At 61.8% G+C, this 18,822-nt stretch carries 15 protein-coding genes; 5 read left to right on the top strand and 10 right to left on the bottom strand.

What is annotated here, in order from left to right; genetic code table 11:
• Positions 1-845: 845 nt before the first annotated feature.
• The 4 genes from fusA to SB822_RS30320 form a co-directional block, all read right to left on the bottom strand.
• Positions 846-2,951, bottom strand: a complete 2,106-nt coding sequence (gene fusA / locus SB822_RS30335) for an elongation factor G (RefSeq protein WP_007586275.1) — start codon at positions 2,949-2,951, stop codon at positions 846-848.
• Between the two features lie 255 nt (positions 2,952-3,206).
• Positions 3,207-3,722 (bottom strand): DUF192 domain-containing protein, encoded by a 516-nt coding sequence (locus tag SB822_RS30330; protein WP_007744843.1) that lies wholly within the window; start codon positions 3,720-3,722, stop codon positions 3,207-3,209.
• Positions 3,723-3,867: 145 nt separating this feature from the next.
• On the bottom strand, positions 3,868-4,059 hold the full coding sequence (locus SB822_RS30325) for a hypothetical protein (protein ID WP_007586271.1): 192 nt from the start codon (positions 4,057-4,059) through the stop codon (positions 3,868-3,870).
• A 401-nt stretch (positions 4,060-4,460) separates the two neighbouring features.
• Positions 4,461-5,036: a pseudouridine synthase gene (locus SB822_RS30320; protein ID WP_007744841.1), complete on the bottom strand. Its 576-nt coding sequence runs from the start codon at positions 5,034-5,036 to the stop codon at positions 4,461-4,463.
• A gap of 382 nt (positions 5,037-5,418) precedes the next feature.
• Between SB822_RS30320 and icd the strand changes: the two genes are divergently transcribed.
• The 3 genes from icd (at position 5,419) to SB822_RS30305 (ending at position 8,938) form a co-directional block, all read left to right on the top strand.
• Positions 5,419-6,675, top strand: coding sequence for an NADP-dependent isocitrate dehydrogenase (gene icd / locus SB822_RS30315; protein WP_007586262.1), 1,257 nt, complete (start codon positions 5,419-5,421; stop codon positions 6,673-6,675).
• 155 nt (positions 6,676-6,830) lie between these two features.
• Positions 6,831-7,175: a hypothetical protein gene (locus tag SB822_RS30310; protein WP_007586261.1), complete on the top strand. Its 345-nt coding sequence runs from the start codon at positions 6,831-6,833 to the stop codon at positions 7,173-7,175.
• Positions 7,176-7,312: 137 nt separating this feature from the next.
• Positions 7,313-8,938 carry a multicopper oxidase family protein gene (locus tag SB822_RS30305; RefSeq protein WP_090836082.1) on the top strand — a complete coding sequence of 542 codons (1,626 nt, stop codon included), beginning with the start codon at positions 7,313-7,315 and terminating at the stop codon, positions 8,936-8,938.
• Positions 8,939-9,030: 92 nt separating this feature from the next.
• Here the strand turns inward: SB822_RS30305 and cspD are convergent, their stop codons facing one another.
• On the bottom strand, positions 9,031-9,237 hold the full coding sequence (cspD, locus tag SB822_RS30300) for a cold shock domain-containing protein CspD (RefSeq protein ID WP_007586257.1): 207 nt from the start codon (positions 9,235-9,237) through the stop codon (positions 9,031-9,033).
• Positions 9,238-9,776: 539 nt separating this feature from the next.
• On the opposite strand from cspD, the gene clpS reads away from it, so the two are divergent.
• Both clpS and clpA read left to right on the top strand, forming a co-directional pair.
• Positions 9,777-10,091, top strand: coding sequence for an ATP-dependent Clp protease adapter ClpS (gene clpS, locus SB822_RS30295; protein WP_007586255.1), 315 nt, complete (start codon positions 9,777-9,779; stop codon positions 10,089-10,091).
• The gene (gene clpA, locus SB822_RS30290) at positions 10,088-12,388 is read left to right on the top strand and encodes an ATP-dependent Clp protease ATP-binding subunit ClpA (protein ID WP_007586253.1); all 2,301 of its coding nucleotides are present in this window, start codon (positions 10,088-10,090) and stop codon (positions 12,386-12,388) included. The genes clpS and clpA overlap by 4 nt, the downstream gene beginning before the upstream one ends.
• A 112-nt stretch (positions 12,389-12,500) precedes the next feature.
• Here the strand turns inward: clpA and dut are convergent, their stop codons facing one another.
• From dut to ileS, 5 genes are all read right to left on the bottom strand, one after another.
• Complete coding sequence (dut, locus tag SB822_RS30285) at positions 12,501-12,947, bottom strand: dUTP diphosphatase (protein ID WP_090836115.1); 447 nt, start codon at positions 12,945-12,947, stop codon at positions 12,501-12,503.
• Positions 12,948-13,011: 64 nt separating this feature from the next.
• Positions 13,012-14,016, bottom strand: coding sequence for an LLM class flavin-dependent oxidoreductase (locus SB822_RS30280; RefSeq protein ID WP_007586248.1), 1,005 nt, complete (start codon positions 14,014-14,016; stop codon positions 13,012-13,014).
• Positions 14,017-14,101: 85 nt separating this feature from the next.
• Positions 14,102-15,313 carry a bifunctional phosphopantothenoylcysteine decarboxylase/phosphopantothenate--cysteine ligase CoaBC gene (coaBC, locus tag SB822_RS30275; RefSeq protein ID WP_090836083.1) on the bottom strand — a complete coding sequence of 404 codons (1,212 nt, stop codon included), beginning with the start codon at positions 15,311-15,313 and terminating at the stop codon, positions 14,102-14,104.
• Positions 15,314-15,433: 120 nt separating this feature from the next.
• Positions 15,434-15,934 carry a signal peptidase II gene (lspA, locus tag SB822_RS30270; protein WP_090836084.1) on the bottom strand — a complete coding sequence of 167 codons (501 nt, stop codon included), beginning with the start codon at positions 15,932-15,934 and terminating at the stop codon, positions 15,434-15,436.
• Entirely contained in the window at positions 15,934-18,771 is a 2,838-nt protein-coding gene (gene ileS, locus SB822_RS30265) for an isoleucine--tRNA ligase (protein ID WP_090836085.1), read from the bottom strand. Before ileS ends, lspA begins: the two co-directional genes overlap by 1 nt.
• Between the last annotated feature and the right edge of the window lie 51 nt (positions 18,772-18,822).

Raw genomic sequence — 18,822 nt, 5'->3', positions numbered from 1 at the left:
GTCTGGCGACGCTGGATATGCCGTAGCTTTCGCGGTTTGGCTTCGTGGCGCGGCCGGTTTGGTTGTTCTGGCCTTTGCGCTGGCATCCGCGTTATGCCTTCGCGCTTCACGCGTCGCCGCCAGGCAAAAGAAAGCGGCTCACACCGCCAATTCTTGCGTTTGCCTGAGGGCCCCCAACCGGTCTTACGCTTCACACGGCGGCGTCTTTGTTTGCGTGCGTTGCCAACGCTTCGAATGAATGCCTCACCCACTTCAAGCACCCACGCACGGGCTAACAGCAGCGAATGGTTTCTGCCGCCCAGGTGGCAAACTGTGTGTAGGCCGTAGCGCTACACACGCCTCACTTCGGACCGATAGCGCACGCGTTCCACCCTGTAAGAACGCTACCCTATACGACGCGACAACCTACACACAGTTTGCCACCTGGGCGGCGGAGGAATATCCGGCGCGACTCGCTGCGACGCGGGTGCGCGAAGCGGGTGAGGCGCACCGCAAGAGCGCTGGCAACAAAGGTGAGTCACGTGATTGCCGTGTGAAGCGTAAGACCCTTCGGGGGCCCTCAGGCAGGAAGAAGAGTTGGCGGTGTGAGCCGCTTTCTTTTGCCTACTTTTCTTTGCGGCGGCGGCAAAGAAAAGTAGGTGCCGCCCCGCACAGGGGCAACGCGTGAAGCACGAAGACATAGCGCGGATGCCAGCGGCAAAACAAGCAAACCAACCCGGCCACGCCACGAAGCCAAATCGCGGATGCCAGCAAAAGCACAAGCAAACCACCCCCGCGTCGCAGACAGCAAAAAAAAGGCCCATCCCAACAGGAACAGGCCTTCGCACCAAGCAAACCAAACCGGGTTACTTGGACTTCGAATTAATAATCCCCTCCGAGACATTATTCGGCGTCTCAGCGTAATGCTTGAACTCCATCGTATAGGTAGCACGCCCTTGCGTAAGCGACCGCAACGACGTCGAATACCCAAACATCTCCGAAAGCGGCACTTCAGCGCGCACGAGCTTGCCGCCACCGCCGGCAATATCCTCCATGCCCTGCACAATGCCGCGCCGGCCGGAAAGATCACCCATCACGTTACCCATGAAGTCCTCAGGCGTCTCCACTTCAACAGCCATCATCGGCTCAAGAAGCACCGGCTTCGCCTTGCGCATCGCATCCTTGAACGCCATCGAACCAGCCATGCGGAACGCGTTTTCATTCGAGTCGACGTCGTGGTACGAACCGAAGGTCAACGTCACCTTCACATCGACAACGGGATAACCCGCCAGCACGCCAGCCTTGAGCGTTTCCTGAATACCCTTGTCGACAGCCGGAATGAATTCGCGTGGAATCACGCCGCCCTTGATCGCATCGACGAACTCGTAGCCCTTGCCCGGATCAGGCTCGAGCGTGATGACGGCATGACCATACTGCCCGCGTCCGCCCGACTGCTTGACGAACTTGCCTTCCACACCTTCAACCTTGATACGCACCGTCTCGCGATACGCGACCTGCGGCTTGCCGACCGTCGCCTCGACGCCGAACTCGCGCTTCATCCGGTCGACGAGAATTTCCAGGTGCAGTTCGCCCATGCCCGAAATAATCGTCTGTCCAGACTCTTCGTCCGTTTGCACCCGGAACGACGGGTCTTCCTGCGCGAGACGGTTGAGCGCAATGCCCATCTTTTCCTGGTCGACCTTCGTCTTCGGCTCGACGGCCTGCGAGATCACCGGCTCAGGGAAGATCATCCGTTCGAGGATGATGATGTTGTTCGGGTCGCACAGCGTGTCGCCCGTGGTCGCTTCCTTCAGACCGACAGCCGCCGCGATGTCGCCCGCGCGCACTTCCTTGATTTCCTTGCGCTCGTTCGCGTGCATCTGAAGAATACGGCCGAGGCGCTCCTTCTTTTCCTTCACCGGGTTGTAGACGGTATCGCCCGAATTCACGACGCCTGAATACACTCGGAAGAAGATCAGCTGACCGACGAACGGGTCAGTCATGATCTTGAACGCGAGCGCGGAGAACGGCTCGTCGTCGCTCGGGTGACGTTCCGCTTCCTTGTCGTCTTCCGTGTGGCCGAGAATCGCGGGCACGTCGACAGGCGAGGGCAGATAGTCGATCACGGCATCGAGCATCGCCTGCACGCCCTTGTTCTTGAACGCGCTGCCGCACAGCATCGGCACGATCTCGTTGGCGATCGTGCGTTTGCGCAAGCCCGCCTTGATCTCGTCTTCCGTCAGACTCTCGTGATCGGTCAGATACTTTTCGAGCATCTCTTCGCTCGCTTCCGCCGCCGCCTCGACCATCTTTCCGCGCCATTCATGCGCGAGATCCTTGAGGTTGTCGGGAATCTCTTCGTACGAGAACTTGATGCCCTGGCTCTCATCGTCCCAGACGATCGCCTTCATCTTGACCAGATCCACGACGCCCAGGAAATGCTCTTCCGCGCCGATGGGAATCTGGATCGGCACCGCGACGCCCTTCAGGCGCTCGCCAATCTGACGCTGCACGCGGAAGAAGTCTGCACCGACGCGGTCCATCTTGTTGACGAACGCGATGCGCGGCACCTTGTACTTGTTCGCCTGGCGCCACACGGTTTCGGACTGCGGCTGCACGCCGCCGACCGAGTCGTACACCATGCACGCGCCGTCGAGCACGCGCATCGAGCGTTCGACTTCGATCGTGAAGTCGACGTGGCCCGGCGTGTCGATGATGTTGATCCGATGCTCCGGATAATTGCCCGCCATGCCTTTCCAGAAGGCTGTCGTGGCCGCCGAGGTAATCGTGATGCCGCGCTCCTGCTCCTGTTCCATCCAGTCCATCGTCGCCGCGCCGTCGTGAACCTCGCCGATCTTGTGAGTCACGCCGGTGTAGAAAAGAATGCGTTCGGTGGTGGTGGTCTTGCCGGCATCGATGTGAGCACTGATACCGATGTTCCGGTATCGCTCGATAGGAGTCTTGCGGGGCACGTGAACCTCCATGTGTTAGCGCGCCGGTGGCTGGCGCCGGGCCTTCTGCTGGCATGTGCTGCGCGGCCCGGACGATCTCGGTGCTGCTGGTGAGACTATAAGAATAGCGTGTCGGCCTGGCTTTTGCAGGAATCCTGCCAGAAGCCGCCAGAGATGGTGCCCGCCATACATTGCGGCGCGGCGGATAAAAACAAGCCGGCGCGCCTTGCGGCTGCGCCGGCTTTCGTCCGGTTCGTGTGTGGCAGGCGGGTTCGCTTATTGCGGCGCCGGCAGTCCCTGCATCTTCATACCGGGCTTGATGCCCTTCGACGTGAACCAGCCCTTGCTCATCTCCAGCGCGTAGACGCCGTTGTTCTTCGGGCAATGGTTGTTGGTGGTTTCCGCCTGCATTTCGTCGATGTCGGTGATCGTGCCGTCCGCGCGCATGAATGCGATCGACAGCGGGATCAGCGTGTTCTTCATCCAGAAGCAATGCACGGCATTCTCGCCGAACACGAAGAGCATGCCTTCGTTCGGTGCGAGTTGCGTGCGGTACATCAAACCTTGCTCGCGGTCCGCATCGTTCGCGGCGACGGCGGCGTCGATGACGAACATGCCTGCCGAGAGCTTGGCGCGCGGAAAGTCGCCGGGTTGTTTTGCGCCCTGGGGCATCTGCTGCGCATGCGCATCTTGCGCGGACATCGCCGCCAGCGACACGGCCGACAATGCGGCAACAGGCAATGCAACTGCAATCGCGAAGCGCGCGATCAACGAGCGCAATGAAAATCGCACGACATAGCTCCTTGCTGAATATGATCCGCGCATGTTACGCGAGCGCGTCAAAAACAAAAAGGCAGAGAGCCTTGTGGCCATCTGCCTTTCAACGCCGTAAGAACGGCAAAACTGCTTGATTCTTGACTGCGTTATTGCAACAAACTTATTCCGATGCTGCCGAAGCTGCTGCCGGAGCTGCTGCCTTCTTGTGCGACTTCTTGTGCGAAACCTTCTTCGTTGCCTTGTGCGACGAAGCTGCTGCCGGAGCTGCCGGAGCTGCTTCCGGTGCCGAAGCTTGTGCGAATGCTGCCGTTGCGAAGAGACCAGCGACCAGAGCGGCGATCAGTTTGTTCATTTTGCGAATCCTCAGCTTTAGTTAATTAACCCAATGACCCGATTAGGTTGAGTCATGTCCTTAAACGTGCCGTCCACCTTTCGGTTGACATCCGCATCGAAGAAATTTTTCTTTGCGGCTGCGAGCGTTCAGACACCTTCTTACAGCTCGTTGGAGCGGCATGTGCAAAGGCTCTTGAGGCTGAATGCCGGACAGCTTTATCGGCATCTGCGTCGAGTAACGCATGAGCGCGCGACGCGGTTGACGAAAATTTTCAGGAAATTTTGTGAGTGTGATAACGCGTCGCAGATCGGTACTTTTTAGCGCATTTCGCGCGCATTTTTCAAATGACGCAATCGAATAGAAAACGCATGTCGATACAACGGCTTAGCGGAATATCGGCAGGTTTTTCGCGGGCGCATTCACGACGATGCGAAACCTTCCCAGGGCGCGCGCGAAGGTAGCTCGATGCATTCGCCAGGCGGCAATCCAAGCGAAAAAATATCGAGCGCGCCGACGCCGACCCGCACGAGACGCAACGTCGGAAAACCAACGGCCGCCGTCATGCGGCGCACCTGGCGATTTTTGCCTTCGGTGATCGACAGTTCGATCCATGTGGTGGGAATCGCCGCGCGATATCGAATGGGCGGCGTGCGGGCCCATAGCGCTTCGCCGGGTTCGACGAATTCCGCACGGCAGGGGCGCGTCACATAGTCGCCGAGATCGACGCCGCGCGCGAGCGCCTTCAGAACGTCGTCTGTCGGCGCGCCTTCCACTTGCGCCCAATAACGCTTCACGAGCTTGTGACGAGGCTCCGCGATGCGCGCCTGCAGTGCGCCGTCGTCGGTGAGCAGCAGTAGACCTTCGCTATCGGAGTCGAGGCGCCCTGCGGGGTAGATGCCGGGCATCTTTACCCAATCGGCCAGCGACGCGCGCGTTTCGTGCGCCGAAAACTGGCAGATCGTGCCGAAGGGTTTGTTGAGAGCGAGCAGAGTCATGCGTGAACGAGGCGAAGTGCGGATGCGTCAACCGCGGGATCGCAGCCATGGCGTCGAAGCGCGCTGCGAGTCTCGACGGCTGCGTCGGATAGCGAATGGCGAGATCTTAATGCATAATGCGTCAGAACAAGTCTTATATCTTATATAAGACATAAGACAGTGTGTTAACTCTCATGCAGTCCCGCCGGTGCGCTGGTATACGTGCACGACCCGAGCGCGGCCTTGTGCCGACGTGGGCTAGAATAGCCGCCTGGCCGCTTGCTGCATCGGTATCTGGCATCAGCACTCGAATCGGCGCTGCACCGCGTCGCGCGCAAGAGGGGCGCCCCGGTTTCGTATTTCCAACCTGTTCTCACAGTACGGCTATCACTGGAGTCCGATCATGGCGTATCAGCACATCACGGTTCCGGCTGACGGTGACAAGATCACTGTCAACGCGGATTTCTCGCTCAACGTTTCCGATCAGCCGATCATTCCGTACATCGAAGGCGACGGCACGGGCGTCGACATTACGCCCGTGATGATCAAGGTCGTCGATGCAGCCGTCGCAAAAGCCTACGGCGGCAAGAAGAAGATCCACTGGATGGAAATCTTCGCGGGCGAGAAGGCGACCAAAGTTTATGGTCCCGACGTGTGGCTGCCGGAAGAAACGATGCAGGTGGTGAAGGACTACATCGTGTCGATCAAAGGGCCGCTCACGACGCCCGTCGGCGGCGGCATCCGCTCGCTGAACGTCGCGCTGCGCCAGGAACTGGACCTCTATGTGTGCCTGCGCCCCGTGCAGTACTTCAAAGGCGTGCCGTCGCCGCTGCGCGAGCCGGAGAAGGTCAACATGGTGATCTTCCGCGAGAACTCGGAAGACATCTACGCGGGTATCGAATGGCCGGCGGGTTCGCCCGAGGCGAAGAAGGTCATCCAGTTCCTGCGCGAAGAAATGGGCGTGAAGAAGATCCGTTTCCCGGACTCGTCGGGTATCGGCGTGAAGCCGGTGTCGCGCGAAGGCACCGAGCGTCTGGTGCGCAAGGCGATCCAGTATGCGCTCGACCACGATCGCCGCACGGTCACGCTGGTGCACAAGGGCAACATCATGAAGTACACGGAAGGCGCATTCCGTGACTACGGCTATGCGCTCGCGCAAAAAGAGTTCGGCGCCGAGCTGATCGATGGCGGCCCGTGGATGAAGGTGAAGAATCCGAAGACGGGCAACGATGTCGTCGTGAAGGATGTGATCGCCGATGCGTTCCTTCAGCAGATCCTGCTGCGTCCCGCCGAATACGACGTGATCGCGACGCTGAACCTGAACGGCGACTACATCTCCGACGCGCTGGCCGCGCAGGTTGGCGGCATCGGCATTGCGCCGGGCGCGAACATGTCGGACTCCGTCGCGATGTTCGAAGCGACGCACGGCACGGCGCCGAAGTACGCGGGCAAGGACTATGTGAATCCGGGTTCGGAGATTCTTTCGGCGGAGATGATGCTGCGCCATCTGGGCTGGACGGAAGCGGCGGATGCGATTCTGAAGTCGATGGAAAAGTCGATTCTGTCGAAGCGTGTCACGTATGACTTCGCGCGCCTGATGGAAGGCGCGACGCAGGTGTCGTGCTCGGGCTTCGGTCAGGTGATGATCGACAACATGTGAGCGCGGCGTAGCGCTTTCATCTTCAACGAAACCCCGGCGCGCGACAGCAAACCGGGGTTTTGTTTTGAGCTTTCGTCATCTGCGCGGCAACGTGGCTGCGTTATGATCGGTTCACTCCCTTTGCATCTCGCGCTCGTTCGCATCGACAGACAGGCATGAAATCGTTGTGGCGCATTTTTATCGTGTTGACGTTCGCCTTGCTCGGCATGCAGGGCGCGTCGGCGTGCGAGCATCATCACGATGCCGCGCTGCAAGCGATGAGCATGCATACGAATGCGGTTCATCGCGACACGTCGACGAACACGAGCGATTCAAACTCGTCTTGCCACCGCACGCATTCTCTTTGCTGCATGACGGCGTGCGGCGCGCATTGCGGCGCACTGCTGTCGAACATCGGCGTGGCGGCGCGCATTGCGTCGTCGGATGTGCCGGGCGCCGATAGCGACCCCGCGCGCGCGAGCGTCACGCGCGCACCGCCGGTGCGTCCGCCGATCGTGTGACGGTTTCATGTCGGCGCTCATTCGAATGGCGCACAAGAAACCGATGCGTGACTGAATCCGTCACGCTCGCCTCCGTCACATGTTCAATGCGTTGCGTGCAACCGCGTTGCCGCGCCGCATCAGCAAGGAATCGATCCATGATCCGCAGGGATTTTCTCGCCCGCTCATTGAGCGTTGCCGTCGCGTCGCTCTTCGCGCGCAACGTCTTCGCGCAGCACTCGATGCACGGCATGTCCGGCATGACCGATATGGACGACATGCCTGGCATGTCGTCGACGCATGCCGCCAACTCGCACGCCGCCCACGCAACCCCGAAGCTCGCGCCTGAAACGGCGCTGCCCGCCGGCGCGCCGCTTGCCGCATTGCGCAAGCTCGCGAATGAGAGCAGCGAGGCTGGCGTCTTTCGCGCGACGCTCGTCGCGCAACCCGTGCGCCGCCAGTTGATGCCGGGACGTTCGACGTCGCTATGGCTGTACGGCGACGCCGCGCAAGGGCCGATCGTCGGTCCGCTCATCGACGTGCGCGAAGGCGACACCGTCGAAATCCGCTTCGTCAACCGTCTGCCGCAGCCGTCGACGATCCACTGGCACGGTCTGCCCGTGCCGCCCGATCAGGACGGCAATCCGATGAGCCCCGTTGCGCCGGGCGCGTCGCACGTCTACCGCTTCACGCTGCCGCCCGGCAGCGCCGGCACGTACTGGTATCACCCGCATCCGCACATGATGTCGGCGGAACAGGTGTTTCGCGGCCTGGCTGGGCCGATCGTCGTGCGCGCCGCTGACGATCCGCTCGCCGCGTTCCCCGAACGTCATCTGTTCTTCTCAGACCTGAAGCTGGCAAACGACGCGTCGATCGCGCCGAACGACATGATGGACTGGATGAACGGCCGCGAAGGGCAGTTCGTGCTGGTGAACGGCGCGCGCCGCCCGCGCATCGATGTCGCGCAGGACGAGCGCTGGCGTCTGTGGAATGGGTGTAATGCGCGCTATCTGAGACTGTCGCTGGGCGGTGAACATACCTTCACGCAAGTCGGCACCGATGGCGGGCTGCTCGACAAGCCACGCGACGGGCTGACGGAATTGATGCTCGCGCCGGGCGAGCGCGCCGAGATCATCGTGCGTGCAGGTGCGCAGGCGTCGGCGGCGATCCTCACCGCTGTCACATACGACCGCCGCAAGATGACGATGACAGAGGGTAAAAGCCTGCCCGCCGACCCCGCCAAACCGCTCGCCGACGTGCGCTTCGTGCCCGGCTCGCCGGGCGGCGCGGTGCGCGCCGTGCCGCCGACGCTGCGTCCAATCGCGCCGCTCCTGCCAGCCGCTGACAACGCCGCCGACAAAGCCCCGCAAAAATCCGTCGTTTTCACCGAAGCGATGGACATGACCGCCATGCACCGTCCTGGCGCGTCGATGTCGGCGCTGCCGCCTGGCATGCGGTTCTTGATCAACGGCGCGAGTTTCGATCCGTCGCGCGTCGCGCTCACCAGCCGGCGCGGCGAAGTCGAGGCGTGGTCGATCGAAAACCGCACCGACATGGATCATCCGTTCCATCTGCATGGCACGCAGTTTCAGGTGATCGGACGGGAGCGGGGCGGCGCCGGCACGCGCGAGCCGTTTCTCGCATGGCGGGATACCGTCAACGTGCAGCCCGGCGAGACGGTGCGCATCGCGACGGTGCAGCGCGACGCGGGCGAGCGGATGTTCCATTGCCACATACTGGAACACGAGGATCTCGGCATGATGGCAACCCTCAAGGTTGTCTGAATGCTGCCGTAGTTATCGATAGAGGCAGTGCACAGGCCAGAAACGAAAAAACCCGGCAGAAGCCGGGTTTTCAAGGCTGCGGATCGAACGTCTCAGGCTGCGGACTGAATGTTCGATGCCTGTTTACCCTTCGGGCCTTGAACGACCTCGAAGCTAACCTTTTGGCCTTCCTTGAGGGTCTTGAAACCGTTCATCTGGATAGCCGAAAAGTGTGCAAACAGATCCTCACCGCCTTCGTCGGGCGTAATGAATCCGAAACCTTTCGCGTCGTTGAACCACTTGACCGTACCAGTTGCCATACCAACTTCCCCTGTAACTCAAAAGCTGCCACGAGCCCTCGAAAAGCTCAACGACCACGGATTGCAGTCGTCCCTCCTCACAAGCTCACCAACGGCATTTTTTCGTATAAACGGCTTGTTGAAAAAAGTGCCAGCTTGATTGTTGAGTCTCTTTATTCGAGTGTCAAGAAAATTTTGAGACGCCCATTTCTTCGTTGTAAAGAACCAATTTCCAGGGTTTTTCCCGCTTTTCTTATGTGCGGTGGCGCAAGCGGCGCGTCTTGAAAAGTCGCATAATCGACTCACATGCAGTTCAGCGGTAAGAGGCAGTTTGCGGGTTGGCGTGTCATCAGCTTGCTGGCCCGGGTTGTGCGATACTCGATCCGACTGCAGTCATCAAGCTGCAACACGGATATACCGGAGGGCCGCTACCGCATGCGGCCCGGCGCAGGGCGCACCCGCGAGAGGCCGCTCCACAGGGCCGGAGGGAACAGATGTCCGGCCAGCCGGTCGGGTTTTGACAGGATTGCGGGCCTGTCCGAGTTGTTTAGAATGGGTGTATGGCGATTATCCCGGACAAGCAGGACAACACCGTACTGGAGCGGCAGGATCAAAAGCTGAAACCGCCCGCCATGTTCAAGGTGGTGTTGTTGAATGACGATTTCACGCCGATGGAATTCGTCGTGATGGTCGTGCAGGAATATTTCAATAAAGATCGTGAGACCGCAACGCAGATCATGTTGAAGGTCCATCGAGAGGGCAGGGGAGTTTGTGGGGTCTACACGCGGGACATCGCGTCGACCAAAGTCGAGCAAGTCGTTACCCACGCGCGGCAGGCAGGGCATCCGCTGCAGTGCGTGATGGAGGAAGCATGATTGCCCAGGAACTGGAAGTCAGCCTGCACATGGCGTTCATGGAAGCGCGCCAGGCGCGGCATGAGTTCATAACGGTCGAACATCTTTTGCTGGCGCTGTTGGACAACCCGACGGCGGCCGAAGTGCTGCGCGCGTGCGCGGCCAATATTGAAGACCTGCGTCAGAACCTGCGCAACTTCATTCACGACAACACGCCGACCGTTCCGGGCACCGACGACGTCGATACGCAGCCCACGCTGGGTTTCCAGCGTGTGATCCAGCGCGCGATCATGCACGTCCAGTCCACCTCGAACGGCAAGAAGGAAGTGACGGGCGCGAACGTGCTCGTGGCGATCTTCGGTGAGAAGGATTCGCACGCGGTGTATTACCTGCAGCAGCAGGGCGTGACGCGTCTGGACGTCGTCAATTTCATTTCGCATGGCATCGCGAAGACCAACAGCTCTGAAGCTGCGAAGTCGACCGACGCAAGTGCGGAATCGGACGAAGCCGCTGCGCAAAAAGAAACGCCGCTTGCGCAATTCACGCAGAACCTGAACCAGATGGCGAAGGACGGCCGGATCGATCCGTTGATCGGACGCGAGCCGGAAGTCGAGCGCGTCGTTCAGGTGCTGTGCCGTCGCCGCAAGAACAATCCGCTGCTGGTTGGTGAGGCCGGCGTCGGCAAGACGGCGATCGCCGAGGGGCTCGCATGGCGCATCACGCGCGGCGAAGTGCCTGACATTCTGGTGGATGCGCAGGTCTATTCGCTCGACATGGGTGCGTTGCTCGCTGGCACCAAGTATCGCGGCGATTTCGAACAGCGCCTGAAGACGGTTCTGAAGGAACTGAAGGAACGTCCGAACGCGATTCTGTTCATCGACGAAATTCATACGCTGATCGGCGCGGGCGCCGCATCGGGCGGCACGCTGGACGCGTCGAATCTGCTGAAGCCGGCGCTGTCGTCGGGCACGCTCAAGTGCATCGGCGCGACGACGTTCACGGAATTCCGCGGCATCTTCGAAAAAGACGCGGCATTGTCGCGTCGTTTCCAGAAGATCGACGTGACCGAGCCGACCGTCGAGCAGACGGTGGCGATCCTGCGCGGCCTGAAGTCGCGTTTCGAAGAGCACCATGGCGTGAAGTATTCGTCGGGTGCGCTGTCGGCAGCGGCTGAGTTGTCGGCGCGCTTCATCACGGATCGTCATTTGCCCGACAAGGCTATCGACGTGATCGACGAAGCGGGCGCGGCGCAACGCATCCTGCCGAAGTCGAAGCAGAAGAAGACGATCGGCAAGAGCGAGATCGAGGAAATCATCTCGAAGATCGCGCGCGTGCCGCCGCAAAGCGTGTCGCAGGACGATCGCAGCAAGCTGCAGACGCTCGACCGCGATTTGAAGGCCGTCGTGTTCGGTCAGGATCCCGCTATCGATGCGTTGTCCGCTTCGATCAAGATGGCGCGCGCAGGTCTCGGCAAGACGGACAAGCCGATCGGCGCGTTCCTGTTCTCCGGCCCGACGGGCGTCGGCAAGACGGAAGTCGCGCGGCAACTGGCGTTCACGCTGGGTATCGAGCTGATCCGCTTCGACATGTCGGAATACATGGAGCGTCACGCGGTGAGCCGTCTGATCGGCGCGCCGCCGGGATACGTCGGTTTCGACCAGGGTGGTCTGCTGACGGAAGCCGTGACGAAGAAGCCGCACTGCGTGCTGCTGCTCGACGAAATCGAGAAGGCGCATCCGGATATCTACAATGTGCTGCTGCAGGTGATGGACCACGGCACGCTGACGGATAACAACGGCCGCAAGGCGGACTTCCGCAACGTCATCATCATCATGACGACGAATGCGGGCGCCGAAGCGATGGGCAAGTCGGTGATCGGCTTTACGACACGCCGCGAGTCGGGCGACGAAATGGCCGACATCAAGCGCATGTTCACGCCGGAGTTCCGCAACCGTCTGGATGCGACGATCAGCTTCCGCTCGCTCGATGAAGAAATCATCATGCGCGTGGTCGACAAGTTCCTGATGCAACTGGAAGATCAACTGCATGAGAAGAAGGTCGACGCGCTCTTCACCGACGCGCTGCGCAAGCATCTCGCGAAGCACGGCTTCGATCCTCTGATGGGCGCGCGTCCGATGCAGCGTCTGATCCAGGACACGATCCGCCGCGCGCTGGCCGACGAACTGCTGTTCGGCAAGCTGATGAGTGGCGGCCGCGTGACGGTCGACGTCGATGCGGAAGACAAGGTCGCGCTGACGTTCGACGAAAACTCGACACCGCCGCGCAATCCGAATCCGGAAGCGGTGGAAGTCGACTAAGCGTCGAATTGTCCGAAGCAAAAAAGAACGGCGTGGGTTTCAGAACCCACGCCGTTTTTATTTGCTACGCGTCGCGAATGTCGAACGTGACAGACGAAACCTGAGCAACGCCTCAGTGCTTGCCAGTGCTGCCGAACCCGCCCTCACCACGATCGCTCGTCTCGAACTCATCGACGATATTGAACGTCGCCTGCACGACGGGCACGATCACCAGTTGCGCGAGGCGTTCCATCGGATTCAGCGTGAACGTGGTCGTGCCGCGGTTCCACGTCGAGATCATCAACTGGCCCTGGTAGTCCGAGTCGATCAGGCCGACCAGGTTGCCGAGCACGATGCCGTGCTTGTGGCCCATGCCCGAGCGCGGCAGGATCAGCGCTGCATAGCCGGGATCGGCGACGTGGATCGCGAGGCCGGTCGGCACGAGCGCCGTTTGACCGGGTTCGAGCGTCAGCGGCGCGTCGAGGCACGCGCGCAGGTCGAGACCCGCGCTGCCCGTCGTGGCGTAGGCGGGAAGTTGTTCGCGCATGCGCGGGTCGAGAATCTTCAGGTCGAGTTTCATGCAGTTCAGTGAGAGGTTGAGGAAGTGGCGGCGCGCGTCATGGCGACGGACCGCCGTGATCGATTCATGACTTGCCGAGTTCAAATGCGTCGGCAAGCAGTTCATACGAGCGCAGCCGCGCGCGATAGCTGCCCGTGACCGAGAGCACGATCAGTTCATCGGCATCGAACTGTTCCTGCAATGCGTGCAGCCGTTCCGTGACGGACTCCGGCGTGCCGACGATGCTGCGCGGCTTTTCCCGGTCGATGATCAGCTGCTCGCGCTCGCCGTATTCCTGCGCGAGCCCTTGTGCGATGGAAGGGACTCGCTCGTTCAGTCCATAGGCCATCTGCACGCGGCGCAGATCGACGGCTTTTTCGAGGTCCGCGGCTTCCTGTTCCGTGTCCGCGCAGATCACAAATACAGCGGCTGCGAGATACGGCTTCTGCTCGTTGCCCGGCTTGAAGCGCTCGCGATACGCGTGTGCGACAGCATGCCCGAAGTGCGCATTGATGAAATGCGCGAATGAAAAGCGGATGCCCAGTTGCGCGGCCAGCATGCCGCCGAAATCGCTGGAGCCAAGCACCCACAATTGCGGGCGAGTTTCCACTTGCGGCTGCAGCAGCACGCCGTGCGCGAGATGATCGGACGGCAGCGTGCCGCTCATCAGCGCGACGAGATCGGCGACCTGCTGCGGAAACAGTTCGCCGCGATTGTAGTCGCCCGCTGCGACTGCCTGCGCGGTGCGCATGTCACCGCCCGGCGCGCGCCCGACGCCCAGATCGACGCGGTTCGGAAACAGCGCTTCGAGCATCAGGAATTGCTCGGCGACCTTGAACGGGCTGTAGTACGGCAGCATGATGCCGCCCGAGCCGATGCGGATGCGCCTGGTCACGCTGCCGAGGCGAGCGAGCATCACTTCCGGGCACGGGTTCGACACGCCGTACAGCCCGTGATGTTCGGCGCACCAGTAGCGCGTGTAGCCGAGGTCGTCGGCGAGTTGCGCGAGTTCGACCGTCGCGGCGATCGCGTCGGCCACGGTATGCCCGTCGATCACGGGTGTCTGGTCGAGGACGGAGAGCAGGGTCATGACAGCACCATGGCGTTAGCTGAAAGATTGCATTCGAGCGTGGTGATTCACTGTGGCGAAGCGCGCGGCAAGCAGCGCGACGCGCTCAACCGATCACGCTCGCATCCGGCAGGCGCTTTGCGATTTCCGCAATCAGCGCGCGCGCGAGCGTCTGCTTGTCCGCGCGCGGAAGCTTCGTCGTGCCGGCGGCTTCGAACAGCACGACTTCGTTGTCGTCGAGCCCGAACGTCTGCGGGCCGAGGTTGCCGATCAGCAGCGGCACTTTCTTGCGTTTGCGCTTCTCTTCGCCGTGCACGTCGAGATCGCCGCTTTCCGCTGCGAAGCCGACGCAGAACGGCGGATGCGGCATCTTCGCGACGGAAGCCAGAATGTCCGGATTTTCGACGAACGCGAACGACGGAATCGCGTGATCGGCTGTCTTCTTGATCTTGTGCTCGGCGATGTGATCGACGCGCCAGTCGGCGACGGCCGCCACGCCGATGAAGATGTCGTATTCGGTCACTGCGCGCATCACGGCGTCGTGCATCTGCTGCGCCGTCTGCACGTCCTCGCGGTAGACGCCCCACGGCGTGTCCAGACCGACCGGGCCCGCGACGAGGTGCACATCCGCGCCGGCTTGCTGCGCCGCGCGCGCAAGCGCGAAGCCCATCTTGCCGCTCGAACGGTTCGTGATGCCGCGCACGGGATCGAGCGGCTCGAAGGTCGGGCCTGCTGTCAGCAGCACGCGGCGGCCGGCCAGCACCTTCGGCGTGAAGAACGAGGCGATCGCCTCATAGACGGCTTCCGGTTCGAGCATGCGCCCGTCGCCGACTTCGCCGCACGCCTGCGCGCCCGAGTCAGGACCGAGCAGTTCGATGCCGTCTGCGCGCAACTGCGCGACGTTGCGCTGCGTCGCCGGGTTCATCCACATCTGGCGGTTCATGGCGGGCACGACGAGCAGCGGACAGTCGCGCGCAATGCACAGCGTCGACAGCAGGTCGTCGCACAGGCCGTGCGCGAGCTTGGCGAGGAAATCGGTGGAGGCGGGGGCGATCACGATCGCGTCGGCTTCGCGCGACAGATCGATATGCGGCATGTTGTTCGCGATGCGTGCGTCCCACTGGCTCGTGTAGACCGGACGGCCGGAGAGCGCCTGCATCGTGACGGGGGTGATGAACTGCGTCGCTGCTTCCGTCATCGCGATCTGGACGGTCGCGCCCGCCTTGACCAGCAGACGCGTGAGTTCAGCGATCTTGTAGCAGGCGATCCCGCCTGTCATGCCGAGGACGATGTGTTTTCCGGCGAGTTCTGTGGCCAACTGATGCCTCCGACAAGACGTGATGGCCGGCGCATCGGTGAAGCGCGCCGGCTTCGTACTGCAAGACTGCGTGAGCGGCGTATGCGGCCATCACCGCGCCGCACACCGCCCGTTGTTATGTCAGCGCGCGCCGCGCACGCGCCGCAGTTCGTCGAACACCAGCAGCGCCGCGCCGATCGTGATCGCGCTGTCCGCGAGGTTGAACGCCGGCCAGTGCCACGTGCCGACATGGAAATCGAGGAAGTCGATCACGTGCCCGTACATAAGGCGATCGATCACGTTGCCGATCGCGCCGCCCATGATCAGCGCGAGCGCCGCGCAGAACAGCCGCTGCGTGCCGTGGCGCTTGAGCAGATAGCAGATCAGCAGTGCCGCCGCGACGCCGAGCGCCGTGAATGCCCAGCGCTGCCAGCCACCCGCCATCGCGAGAAAGCTGAACGCTGCGCCGCGGTTGTAGACGAGCACGAGGTTGAAGAATGGCGTAACGGCATGCGACGAGCCGTACGCGAACACCTTCGCCACCGCGATCTTCGTCAACTGGTCGAACAGGATCACGATCACCGCGACGCCCAGCCACGGTGCGAGCGATCCGCCCGCCGGTTTCGACAGCGTTCTGGACATTATGCCGCGCTCCTCGTTTCGCCGTTGCCGAACAGATTGCTGATACAGCGGCCGCAGAGCGTGGGATGCTCGGCGTTTTCGCCGACTTCCTTGCGATAGTGCCAGCAGCGTTCGCACTTCAGATACTTCGAGGTGATCACGTCGACGCCTTCTTCCGCTTCGCTGTCGACCTTCACGACCGTCGCGCCCGACGTGATCAGCACGAACTTCAGGTCGGCGCCGAGGCTCGCGAGCGCATCATGACGCGCGCCGCTCGCGCGGATTTCGACTTCCGCCTGCAGCGACGAACCGATCTGGTTCGCGACGCGGGCTTCTTCCAGCGCCTTCGTCACGTCACTGCGCACCGCGCGCAGAAGCGTCCACTTGTCGAGCAGCGTCGATGCGTCCGGCACTTCCGGATAAGCGTGGTACGTCTCCGTGAAGATCGTCTCGCTTTGCGGCTGGAACACCTTCCACGCTTCCTCGGCCGTGAACGACATGAACGGCGCCATCAGCCGCAGCAGGCCGTGCGCGATGTGATACAGCGCGGTCTGCGCCGAGCGGCGCGCGTTCGAATCGGGCGCCGTCGTGTACAGGCGGTCCTTCAGCACGTCGAGGTAGAAGCCGCCCAGGTCTTCCGAGCAGAACGTCTGCAGCTTCGCAACGACCGGGTGGAACTCGTACTTGTCGTAGTTCGACAGGATGTCCGCTTGCAGGTTGGCGGTGAGCGCGACCGCATAACGGTCGATCTCCAGCCACTCGCTGACGGGGCGCGCGTGCTTCTCGAAGTCGAAGTCCGACAGGTTGGCGAGCAGGAAGCGCAGCGTGTTGCGGATGCGTCGATAGCTTTCCGTCACGCGCTTCAGGATCTCTTCGGAGATCGCCAGTTCGCCCGAATAATCGGTCGATGCGATCCACAGACGGATGATTTCCGCGCCCAGACGGTTCGCGACTTCATGCGGATCGATACCGTTGCCGAGCGACTTCGACATCTTGCGGCCTTCGCCGTCGACGGTGAAGCCGTGCGTGAGCAGCGCGTTGTACGGCGGACGGCCATCGAGCATCGACGCCGTCAGCAGCGACGAGTGGAACCAGCCGCGATGCTGGTCCGAGCCTTCGAGGTACAGGTCGGCCGGGAACTGCAGCTGGTCCTTGTGCGAGCCGCGCAGCACGTGCCAGTGCGTCGTGCCCGAATCGAACCACACGTCGAGCGTGTCGCGGTTCTTTTCGTACATGTTCGCGTCGTCGCCGATCAGCTCGCGCGGATCGAGCGTTTGCCAGGCTTCGATTCCCGACACTTCGACGCGCTTCGCGACTTCTTCGAGCAGTTCGAGCGTGCGCGGATGCAGTTCACCTGTTTCCTTGTGCACGAAGAACGCCATCGGCACGCCCCATTGACGCTGACGCGACAGCGTCCAGTCGGGACGGTTCGCGATCATCGCGAACAGGCGCTGCTTGCCCCACGACGGATAGAACGCCGTCGCTTCGATGCCTTCGAGCGCCGTTTCGCGCAGCGTCTTGTCGGTGTCGTTCGGCTTGATGTCCATGCCGGCGAACCACTGCGACGTGGCGCGATAGATGATCGGCGTCTTGTGGCGCCAGCAGTGCATGTAGCTGTGCAGGTACTTTTCGGTGCGCAGCAGCGCGTCCGCTTCGTCGAGCGCTTCGACGATCTTCGGGTTCGCGTCCCAGATCGACAGGCCGCCGAACAGCGCGAGCGATTCGATATAGCGGCCATCGCCCATCACCGGGCTGATGATGTCCGAGTCGGCCATGCCGTGCGACTTGCACGAAATAAAGTCTTCGACGCCGTACGCGGGCGACGAGTGCACGATGCCCGTACCCGTTTCCGTCGTCACGTAGTCGCCGAGATAGATGGGCGCCGTGCGCTTGTACGACGGATGCGCGGACGCGAGCGGATGCGTGAAGCGCAGGTTCGCGAGCTTCGCGCCCAGCGCCGTCGCGACGACGTTGCCTTCGACACCATACGACTTCAGGCAGTCTTCGACGCGCTCCTCAGCGAGGATCAGCAGGCCGCGCGGCGTATCGACGAGCGCGTACACGATCTCCGGGTGCACGTTGAGTGCCTGGTTCGCGGGGATCGTCCACGGCGTGGTTGTCCAGATCACGATGCCGCCTTCGTTGCGCGGCAGCGACGCGAGGCCGAACGCCTGTGCCGTCTTTTCGGGCTCGGCGAACGTGAACAGCACGTCGATGGTCGGGTCGGTCTTGTCCTTGTACTCGACTTCCGCTTCCGCCAGCGCCGAGCCGCAGTCGAAGCACCAGTTCACCGGCTTCAGGCCGCGGAATACGTAGCCCTTTTCGATGATCTTCGCGAGTGCGCGGATTTCGCCCGCTTCGTTCGCGAAGTTCATCGTCTTGTATGGGTTATCCCAGTCGCCGAGCACGCCCAGACGGCGGAAGCCCGCTTTCTGCTTCTCGATCTGTTCGGTCGCGTAGGCGCGCGCCTTCTGCATCACTTCGGCGGCGGGCAGCGACTTGCCGAACTGCTTTTCGATCTGGATTTCGATCGGCATGCCGTGACAGTCCCAGCCGGGCACGTAGACGGCGTCGAAGCCCGCCAGGTTGCGCGCCTTGACGATCATGTCCTTCAGGATCTTGTTCACCGCGTGGCCGAGGTGGATGTCGCCGTTCGCATACGGCGGGCCGTCGTGCAGGATGAACTTCTTGCGGCCTTTGGAGGCGGCGCGGATCTGCTCGTAGATCTTGCGCTCCTGCCAGTCCTTCACCCATTGCGGCTCGCGCTTGGGCAGATCGCCGCGCATCGGGAAGGGCGTGTCCAGCAGGTTGACGGGATATCGGGCCTGCGGTTTCGAATCGGCTTTCTTGTTGCTCATGGTGAGGTAGCGGTGAATACGGTGTTAGGGCGCGGCATGCGCGAGGACCTG

This window comes from Paraburkholderia sp. SIMBA_054, from assembly GCF_046534875.1.
In the GTDB taxonomy this organism is placed as follows: Bacteria; Pseudomonadota; Gammaproteobacteria; order Burkholderiales; family Burkholderiaceae; genus Paraburkholderia; species Paraburkholderia hospita.
Note: the sequence above shows the minus strand (reverse complement) of the source record. Positions and strands in the feature narration are given on the sequence as shown.